The organism is Kitasatospora sp. NPDC047058, from assembly GCF_040643935.1.
In the GTDB taxonomy this organism is placed as follows: domain Bacteria; phylum Actinomycetota; class Actinomycetes; order Streptomycetales; family Streptomycetaceae; genus Kitasatospora.
Genome location: NZ_JBEYVJ010000307.1, coordinates 1 through 8,684 on the forward strand (window position 1 = coordinate 1; position 8,684 = coordinate 8,684).

The 8,684-nt window shown below is 75.9% G+C and carries 7 protein-coding genes; all 7 read right to left on the bottom strand.

From position 1 onward, the window contains the following. On the bottom strand, positions 1–479 hold a 479-nt coding region (locus ABZ885_RS30855), incomplete at its 3' end, for a helix-turn-helix transcriptional regulator (RefSeq protein WP_360195784.1). Between the two features lie 156 nt (positions 480–635). After that, positions 636–1,046 carry a VOC family protein gene (locus tag ABZ885_RS30860; RefSeq protein WP_360195787.1) on the bottom strand — a complete coding sequence of 137 codons (411 nt, stop codon included), beginning with the start codon at positions 1,044–1,046 and terminating at the stop codon, positions 636–638. A 10-nt stretch (positions 1,047–1,056) separates the two neighbouring features. Beyond that, positions 1,057–2,412, bottom strand: coding sequence for a type III PLP-dependent enzyme (locus tag ABZ885_RS30865; RefSeq protein ID WP_360195790.1), 1,356 nt, complete (start codon positions 2,410–2,412; stop codon positions 1,057–1,059). Continuing rightward, on the bottom strand, positions 2,409–4,142 hold the full coding sequence (locus ABZ885_RS30870) for an IucA/IucC family protein (protein ID WP_360195792.1): 1,734 nt from the start codon (positions 4,140–4,142) through the stop codon (positions 2,409–2,411). The genes ABZ885_RS30865 and ABZ885_RS30870 overlap by 4 nt, the downstream gene beginning before the upstream one ends. Beyond that, the gene (locus tag ABZ885_RS30875; protein ID WP_360195795.1) at positions 4,139–5,455 is read right to left on the bottom strand and encodes an MFS transporter; all 1,317 of its coding nucleotides are present in this window, start codon (positions 5,453–5,455) and stop codon (positions 4,139–4,141) included. Before ABZ885_RS30875 ends, ABZ885_RS30870 begins: the two co-directional genes overlap by 4 nt. Next, positions 5,452–7,308, bottom strand: coding sequence for an IucA/IucC family protein (locus ABZ885_RS30880; RefSeq protein ID WP_360195797.1), 1,857 nt, complete (start codon positions 7,306–7,308; stop codon positions 5,452–5,454). Before ABZ885_RS30880 ends, ABZ885_RS30875 begins: the two co-directional genes overlap by 4 nt. Beyond that, on the bottom strand, positions 7,305–8,528 hold the full coding sequence (locus ABZ885_RS30885; protein WP_360195800.1) for an ATP-grasp domain-containing protein: 1,224 nt from the start codon (positions 8,526–8,528) through the stop codon (positions 7,305–7,307). The genes ABZ885_RS30880 and ABZ885_RS30885 overlap by 4 nt, the downstream gene beginning before the upstream one ends. Positions 8,529–8,684 lie beyond the last annotated feature (156 nt).

Here is an 8,684-nt window from a genome sequence, read left to right on the forward strand (position 1 = left end):
GGCACACCCGCCGACCCGACCGGCCCGGCCACCCACCCGACGGGCCCACCCGTGTCACCGGCCGGGCGCGCATCACCGGCCGCACCCGCGGCATCGGCAGGGCCGGCCGCGGCGGATGCCGCCTGGCGCCGGAAGGCCCCGGGCGGCATGCCCACCAGCTCGGTGAAGCGGGTGGTGAACGTGCCCAGCGACGCGCAGCCGACCGCGAAGCAGACCTCGGTGACACTGAGATCGCCCCGCCGCAGCAGCGCCGCCGCCCGCTCGATACGGCGCGTCATCAGGTACGAGTACGGCGACTCGCCGTAGGCCGCCCGGAACTGCCGGCTCAGGTGCCCGGCGGACATGTGCACGTCGTGGGCGAGCGCCTCCACGTTCAGCGGCTGCGCGTACTCCCGGTCGATCCGGTCGCGGACGCGGCGCAGCCGTGCGAGATCGTCCAGCCGCTGCGCCTGTGCACGCCGCCATTCGGGCCTGCCCATGAGAATCCTCCCCGTTGTCGTTCGTCGTCCTGTGCCGTCGACGTCGTCGAGCGCCCGGGGTGCCCGCAACGGCGGGGACCCCGGACGCCCGGTGGTGCGGCCCGGCCCGTCCGGCCCGGCCCGCCGGACGGCGGCGGGACGGAGTCCGGGCTCGGCTCAGCGCCGCTCCTGGATGCGGACCAGGTTGCCCGCGGGGTCGCGGAAGGCGCAGTCGCGGACGCCGTACGGCTGGTCGGTCGGCTCCTGGACGACCTCGGTGTCACCGGCCTGCACCTTCTCGAACGTGGCGTCGAGGTCCGTGGTGGCCAGCAGGATCCAGCCGTACGTGCCCTTGGCCATCATCTCGGTGATCGTGCGCCGCTCGTCCTCGGTGATGCCGGGATCGGCGGCGGGCGGCGCCAGGAGGATCGAGGTGCCGGGCTGACCGGCCGGGCCGACCGTGATCCACCGCATCCGGCCCTGTCCCACATCGCTGCGGACCTCGAAGCCGAGGACGTCGCGGTAGAAGGCGAGCGACGCGTCCGGGTCGTCGTGCGGGAGGGCGGTCGTGTGAATGGTGATGTCCATGATGGGCAGGCTAGACGCCACCCGGCGAGCTGCGCTTCTCGATTCCTGACCGATCCGGGCCCGTCGGGGCGTCGTCGGGCGTGTCACCCGGAGACGCCGCTCCCGCCGCGCCCGGCTCCGGGGCCAGGTAGTGGAACCCCGGGCGGGGGTGCATCAGGAAGTCGTGGTGCGAGATGTTCCACCCGTACGCGCCGGCCATCGCGAACAGCACCCGGTCGGCCGTGCGCAGGCCCGCCGCGGCTCCGGCGGACCGGGCGAGGACGTCCTTCGGGGTGCACAGCTGCCCGGCGAGGGTGGCGCGCCCGGTGGTGACCGCGGGCCGCGGCCAGGGGTGCGGCCAGGCGTCGACCGGCAGGACGCCGAACGGCTGGTCGTGGCCCCGGGTGGCCGGGGTGCGCAGGTGGTGGGTGCCGCCGCGGACCACGGCGAAGTCCTCGCCGTGGCTCTGCTTCACGTCCAGCACCTCGGTGGCGTACCAGCCGCAGTAGGCGGTCAGTGCACGGCCCGGCTCGATCCGCAGGACGGGGCCGGGGTGGCGGTCGAGCAGCTCGGCCAGGCCCTCGCCGAAGGCCGTCCAGTCGAAGCGCGCGGCCGGGTCCGCGTAGTCGACGGCCATGCCGCCGCCCACGTTGACCTCGTCCAGCGGGAACGCGTGCCGCTCCGCCAGCCGGGCGGCCCAGCCGACGACCTGCCCGGCGACGGCCAGGTGCTCCGCCGCCGCCAGTCCGCTCGCCAGGTGGGCGTGCACGCCGCGCAGCCGCAGCCGGCCGCGGAGCGGGCCGAACGGGCCGAGCGGGTCGGTGAGCAGGCGGACGCAGGCCTCGGCCCGGTCCGGGTCCAGGCCGAACGGGGTCGGGCGGCCGCCCATGGCGAGGGCCACGGTGTCCAACGCGCCCGCGCCCACCGGCAGGTTGACCCGCAGCAGCACGTCCACCGAGGCCTCCGGCCGCGGACCGGCGAGGACGGCGGCGAGCCGGTGCAGTTCCTGCTCGCTCTCGACGTGCCAGCGGTGCACCCCGGCGTCGACCGCGGCCAGGATCTCGGCGGGCGTCTTGCCCGGCCCGCCGAAGGCCAGCGGCGCGTCCGGCACGGCCGCCCGGACGTGTGCCAACTCGCCGCCGCTGGAGACCTCGTAGCCGTCGACCGCATCGCGCAGCGCGGTCAGCAGCGGAGCGTCGGGGTTGGCCTTGGCGGCGTAGTACAGCTCGACCCGGCCGGGCAGCGCGGTCCGGACGGCGGCGGCGTGCGTGCGCAGCGCCGCGAGGTCGTGGACGAAGGCGGGCAGCGCGTCCGGCGCCAGGGCGGCCACGTGCCGGCGGACGGCGTCGGTCGTCAACGGCTCGGGGGCGGCGGTGCGGTCGGTCATCGGGCACTCCAGGCGGGCGTCCGCGCCCCCGGGGCCGGCAGGTGCGCGGCCTCCGCGAGCACGGTGCGGGCGAGCGGGGACGGCAGCCGGACGTAGCCGGCCTCGCGGTCGGGCCGGCGCTCCCAGCGGGTCAGCAGGTTGGCCTTGGCGGGCAGCGGAACGCCGGCCAGCAGGGCGCGCAGCCGCGGCGGGCGGCCGTGCGCGGCGGCGTACTCCTCCAGGACGCGCCGGACGGCCTCCCAGAGCGCGCCCTCCGCCTCGGGGTGGCGGTCGGCGAGGGCGGCGAGCAGTTCGGCGACGTGGTTGACCAGCAGGCAGTAGACGACCCGGTCCCAGCCGCGCTCGGCGTCGTAGGCCATCGGGCCGGCCACCTCGGGCGGCAGGGCGGCGAGCAGGGCGGCGTTCCGCTCCGGCACGAGCTTGGTGCCCTCCAGGTCGCGGAAGAGCACCTGGGCGGGGCGGCCGTCCGCGTCGACGCCGATCAGCACGTTCTGCAGGTGCGGTTCCAGCACCACGCCGTGGTCGAAGTAGGCGGCGAGCACCGGCGGTACGAGCAGCCGCAGGTAGGCGGTCCACCAGTCGAGCGCGTCCGGCACCCCGGCGTCCGGTCCGAGCAGTGCGGAGACGTGCGCCGAGCTGGTCGGGTGCTCGTCGGCGACGGCGGCGGCCAGCAGCGGGGTGACTCCGGGGCGCAGCAGGTCCGCGAAGCCCTCCCGGACGATGAGGCCGAAGCCCTCGTAGAGCGCGCGGTCCGGGCGGCCGTCCGCGCCGGGCAGGGCCAGGGTGCGGAAGGCCGGTTCGCGCAGCATCGCGGCGTCGGGGAAGCGTCCGGCGAGGTCGGTGAGTGCGGGGGCGAGCAGCCTGGTCAGTGCGACGGCGCCGGTGAGCTCGTAGGCGGCGTTCTTGCGCAGGCAGTTGGTGATCCGCACGTTGAGGCTGAACTTGAGGAACGCGCCCGCGCCGTGCAGGGTGCGGACGGAGGCGGTGGCGGCGAACGGTTCGCCGCCGGGGCCGAGGTCCAGGATGTCCCCGCGTTCCAGTGCGCCGCGCAACAGCGGGTGGTCGGCGAGGAGTTGGTACTGCCAGGGGTGGGCGGGCAGCAGCCGGTAGCCGTCCGGCACCTCGCGCAGCCCGTCGAGCAGTGCGGTCGCCGCCGGGTCGGTGGCGGACTCGGCGATCAGCTCGCGCCGCACGGCGAGGTGCCGCAGCCGGAACGCCGCCCGCGACTCGGGCGCGTAGGCCCGCCAGTCGCCGCGTTCGGCGGAGCGGGACTTGGGTGCGGGGTGGAACCGGTGGCCGAAGAGCAGGGCCTGCTCGGACTCCAGGTAGCGGTCGCCGCCGGCCTCCGGGCGGTGCTCCAGCCCGGTCGCGACGCCGTCGTGACTGGACGTCAGCTGACCGAGGAACTCCTCGTTGACCGTCCCGGTGCGCAGCTCCAGTTCGTCCTGGACGTATCCGGCCAGCTCACGCCAGTCCAGCGCGTGCCAGTCGCCGGCCTGTTCGCGTTCGACCGGGCCGGTGAAGCGGTGCGCGCCGAGCAGCGAGGTGCGGCGCAGGGCGACCCGGAGCAGCACGCCGCGCCGGGGGAGGCGGAGCAGCAGGCGGCCGTCGGTGACGGCGGTCTGGTGCTCGGGCGCGGAGACTTCGCGGAGCACGCAGTTGAGCAGGGTGTGGGCCACGGCCTGGTCGGCGGTGGGCAGTTCGGGTGCTTCGGGCAGTTCGTGGATCATCGGGGGCTCCAACGCTTGCAGGGCGGGAGGGTGAGTGCGGTGGCCGCGGCGGCGGCCAGCAGGGCGGCCACGGTACCGGCCACCACGGGGGCGGCGGCGCCGAACCGGCCGTTGGCCAGCGCCGCGACGGCGCCGGCGGCGACGGCGCCGCCCTTGGAGACAAACTCGAGGGTGCCGAACATCCGGCCCGGTGCCCGGCCCCGGGCGGCCTCGGCGGCGAGGACGGAGAGGCAGACCAGGCCGAGCGTGAGCCCGGCGCCGAGCAGCAGCCGGACGGCGACGAACGCGGGCAGCGAGCCGGCGACGGCGTGCCCGGCCAGGCCGAGCGCGACGAGGCCGAAGCCGATCGCGATGCCGGTGTGCGGGCGGGCGAGGAAGACGGTGTGGGTGCGGGCGGCGAACGCCAGGTAGCACAGGTGCGGCAGGGCGAACAGCACGCCGGTGGTGGTGCCGGAGACGCCGGGCAGCCGGTCCTGCGCGAGGGATATCAGGTAGGGGAAGGAGATCACGGTCGCGAAGACGAAGGCGAACTCGAGGGCGTACAGCACCGCGAGCGGTGCCCGTCCGCCGCCCGCCGCGGCCTCGGCGGCCTCGACAGCGGTCGGCTCGCCGCGGCCCGGCCCGTCGGCCCGGCCACTCCGGTCGCCGGCCAGGTCCCCAGCCCGGTGGTCGGCCAGGTCCCCGGCGAGGCCCCCGGCCCGGGCCGGCCGCGCCGGTTCCGGCAGCAGCGAGAGCAGTGCGGCGGCGGCCAGCGGCAGGACGGCCATCAGCAGGTACTGCCGGTGCGGGTCGATCCACGGGGACAGCGCGCCGACCAGGATCGGCGCGGCGACCAGCGCGGCCCGGGCGCTGCCCTGCATCAGGGTGAGCGCCCGGGAGAGCCGCGGGCCTTCGAGTGCGGCGGCCAGGTAGCCGTTGGTGGAGGCGAAGGTGCCGCCGAGGAAGCCCTGGAGGACGAGCGCGAGGGTGAACGCGGGCAGGCTGCCGGCCGCCCCGGCCAGCAGGAACGAGACGGTGAGCCCGAGTTGGGCGCGCAGCAGCAGCCGCTTGCGGCCGAACCGGTCGGCGAGCCGCCCCCAGAACGGGGCGCCGAGGGCACTGAACACCGTCGGCACGATGTAGAGCACACCCGCCCACCGGCCCTGCGGGTCGCCGAGCGCGGGCAGGATCGCGGTCAGGTACGGTGGCAGGCCGAGCGCGGCGAAGGAGGCGACGAAGTAGCAGGCCGCCACCGCGTGCACCTGGCGCCGGCCGAGGCTGCCGGGGCGGCTGGTGCCGCTGCCGGAGTGCGGTGCCAGCGCGTCGGCCGTCACCGGGGGTTCCCCTGGAGCGGGAACGCGTGCGGCAGCAGGTAGTTGGGGCCGTCGGTGTAGTGCTTGTTGATGTCCGCGGCGCCGGAGCGCTGCTTGCTCAGCAGGGTCCCGGCGGTGACCATCGCCTTGACCGGCAGCCGTTCGGCGTCCAGCAGCGCGGCCCGCAGCGGTTCGCCGGCCGGGCCGAGCCGGTCGACGGCCTCGGCCAGCCGCTTGCGCAACAGGGCCAGCAGTTCGCCGAGTCCGGCGCGCCCGTGGGCGGCGAGCCCGAAGGCCAGGGAGCCGGTGCAGAGGTGGCCGGTGATGGTGCCGAACAGGTCGGTGAGCGGCCGGTCGGTGTCCCCGAACACCCGTGCGTGGTCGTCGAATTCGGCCGGTTCCGGGGCGAGTCCGCCGAGGGCGGCGGCCAGGCGGGGGCCGTGGATCCGGGGGCCGTCGTTGTCCTTGTACAGCAGCCGCAGCCGCGTCCCGCCGTCGGCGTGATCCAGGACCAGCGAGGTGTTCTGCTGGTGCGACTCGAGGGCGATGCCGTAGCGGAAGAGCGTGGTCTGCCAGTCGAGCAGCAGGGTGAGGAAGGCGTCGTAGAGGGCCACCGGGTCGCCGCGGTAGAAGCGGTCGGCGAGGTGGTCGACGACCAGCCGGCCGCCGGGCGCGGGGGCCAGCAGCGACGCGAGCGGGACGGTCACCGCGTCGCCGAGCCCGGCGGGGTAGCGGCGCAGCAGGACGGCCAGCAGTTCGTGGCCGGTTTCCGCGTAGCACTGCTCGTCGGCGTGCAGGATCGTTGCGGAGAACCGCGGTTCGAGGCCGATGACGGTTTCCAGCAGGCGCTGGCCGGCGGCGCCGTCGGGCAGCACGCCGGGCTTGATGGTGCGGCGGTTCTTCAGGCCCAGGGTGGCGGTGGCCAGCGGCAGCTTCAGGTGGCAGGCGGGATCCTCGGCGACGGCGACGGTGCGCATGGACAGCGTCGGCAGGACGGTCAGGTACGGCCGGTCGGCGAGCACCGCCCGCCCGGTCAGACCGAGGGCGGCCAGTGCCTCGTCGAGCGGTGCGCCGACGGAGAGCGGGTGGACGGGCAGGGTGTGCCAGCCGCCCCCGAGGTCATCGCCGTGGCCGGTCCCGAGGCTGCCCCCGAGGTCACCGCCGCGGCCGCCGCCCGCGTCACGGCCGGCGTCACGGCCGGGGGCTCCGTCGAGGTCGAGGCCGAGCCACGCGGGGGTGGGCCACCAGCTGGGCAGCGGCCCGCCCGCCCGCTGCACGGCGCCGGCCGGCACGGCCAGCCACCGGAGCTCGAAGGCGGGGTGGAACTCCGGTGCGTACGCGCGCAGTTGCGGCTCGGTGAGTCCGGAGCGGCCGCGCGCGGTCGGGTAGACGGGGTGGTCGAGATGGGCGGCGAGGGTGTCCTGCGCGAGACTGGCGCCGAGGCCCGTCCAGGACGCGGGGTCGGCGCCGTACAGGTCGGTGAGCGCGGTGTGCACCTCGCCGCGGGCCCGGTCGTGGAGCTCCATGGTGGCGAGGGTCTGCCGGCACTCCTCGGCGAACGCGGTCCAGCCGTCGCGGTCCTCGGCCTCGGCGTGTGCGGCGAGCGCGGCCAGGACGGCGTCGAGGCCGGTGAGTTGCGCGCCGTCGGACTCCAGCAGCGGCAGCCGGGCGGCGTACTCGCTCTGGAAGCCCTCCCGGGTGACGGGCAGCGCGAGTCCGGCCCCGGCCAGGACCAGCCAGCGGCCGTCCGCCCGGTCCTCGACGGTGCCGCGGCTGCGCAGGCCGAGCACGTCCTCGCGTACCAGTGCGGAGAGCACGCGGAGGGCCAACTGCTCGGTGACGTGCGGGGATTCGGCGGGGTGCGGGGCGTTCACGGCGTGATCACCCACTGGTTCGCGGCCGCGAACCGGGCGACGGCGGCGTCCGCGGCGGCCTGCTCGGGGCCGACGGCCCAGATCACGCCCAGGTAGTCCCGGTTGGTCCGGTAGAGCTCGTGCCGCTCGCCGAGCGGGCGGTGCGGCTGGTAGCCGAGGCGGACGCCGTCACGCTCCTCCTCGTACGGTCCGGGAGCGGCGGTGAGGGTGCCGGCCCGGTCGGCGAGGATCGGCTCGTTGCGGGCGCGTCGCGTGGTGGAGGCGCAGAAGTCGCCGAGGTCGGCGGGAAGTTCGCGGCCGAGGTGGGCGGCGATGATGTGCTCGAAGAGCGGGATGCCGAGGATCTCGGCGAGCATCAGGTCGCACTGGTCGCCGATGGCACGGTAGTTGACCTCGATGATCCGGGCGCGGCCGTCCGGCTGGACGACGAACTCGGTGTGGCAGGCGCCGAGTCCGACGCCGATCACGTCGAGCTGGGCGAGGACCTGCTCGACCACCGCCGCCGGGTGGGCCGGGACGAACTCCAGCAGTTCCTCGATGAAGTGCGGGGGAGGGGAGATCCTGGTCCGGAAGCCGCCGAGGACGTACCGTCGCCGCCCGTCGCCGAGCGTCTCCAGCGTGCACAGCTGACCGTCCAGGAACTCCTCGACGACCAGGGCCGCCCCGGGCCGCCGCTGCCGGATCTCCTGGCAGCGCCGCTCCAGTTCGTCCGCGTCGGCGACCAGCGAGACGTCCTCGCTGGCGACGCCCTCGCGCGGTTTCACCACGACCGGGAACGGGAGGCCGGACTCCCGCAGCACGGACGGGTCCTGGCCGGGGCCGAGCTCGGCCGAGCGCACGGTGTCCACGCCGGCGGCGGCCAGGTGGCGGCGCAGCTCGCCCTTGTTCTTGGCCCGCAGGGCGGCCTTCCAGTCCTTGGCCGGCAGCCCGAAGTACCCGGCGGCGAGGGCGGTCTGGGTCTGCAGGTGGTCGCTGTTGCTGAACACCGCGAACGGCGCCCCGGCGGCGGAGTGCCGGGAGATCAGGCCGATCACCTCGCGGAAGTCCCGGACGTCGCACTCGGCCACCTCGGGCGCGGGCTCCAGCCCGGCGTAGGCGTGCCGGTGGGGTTCGGCCTGGTCGGTGAGGACGGTGACGTCCAGCCCCAGCCGGGCGGCGGCCGGGAGGAAGCCCCGGGTGACGGAGTCGGTCGGGTTGAGGGCGAGCAGGTAGAGCCGCATGGGAGGTCCTCCGGGTGGGGCGGGAGCGGGACGGGGGTGGGCCGGTGGGCGCGGCGCCGCCCCCGTGCGGTGGGGGGCTGTCCGGCGGATCCCGCCGGGCAGCCCCCAGGGGCTGCGGGGTTACCGGGGGGCGGCGACCCCCCCGATCGGCAGTGC

Excerpts from the sequence above, each read along its gene's own strand:
- ABZ885_RS30885 (WP_360195800.1), bottom strand. The coding sequence starts at position 8,528 with ATGCGGCTCTACCTGCTCGCCCTCAACCCGACCGACTCCGTCACCCGG.
- ABZ885_RS30870 (WP_360195792.1), bottom strand. The coding sequence starts at position 4,142 with ATGATCCACGAACTGCCCGAAGCACCCGAACTGCCCACCGCCGACCAG.
- ABZ885_RS30865 (WP_360195790.1), bottom strand. The coding sequence starts at position 2,412 with ATGACCGACCGCACCGCCGCCCCCGAGCCGTTGACGACCGACGCCGTC.
- ABZ885_RS30860 (WP_360195787.1), bottom strand. The coding sequence starts at position 1,046 with ATGGACATCACCATTCACACGACCGCCCTCCCGCACGACGACCCGGAC.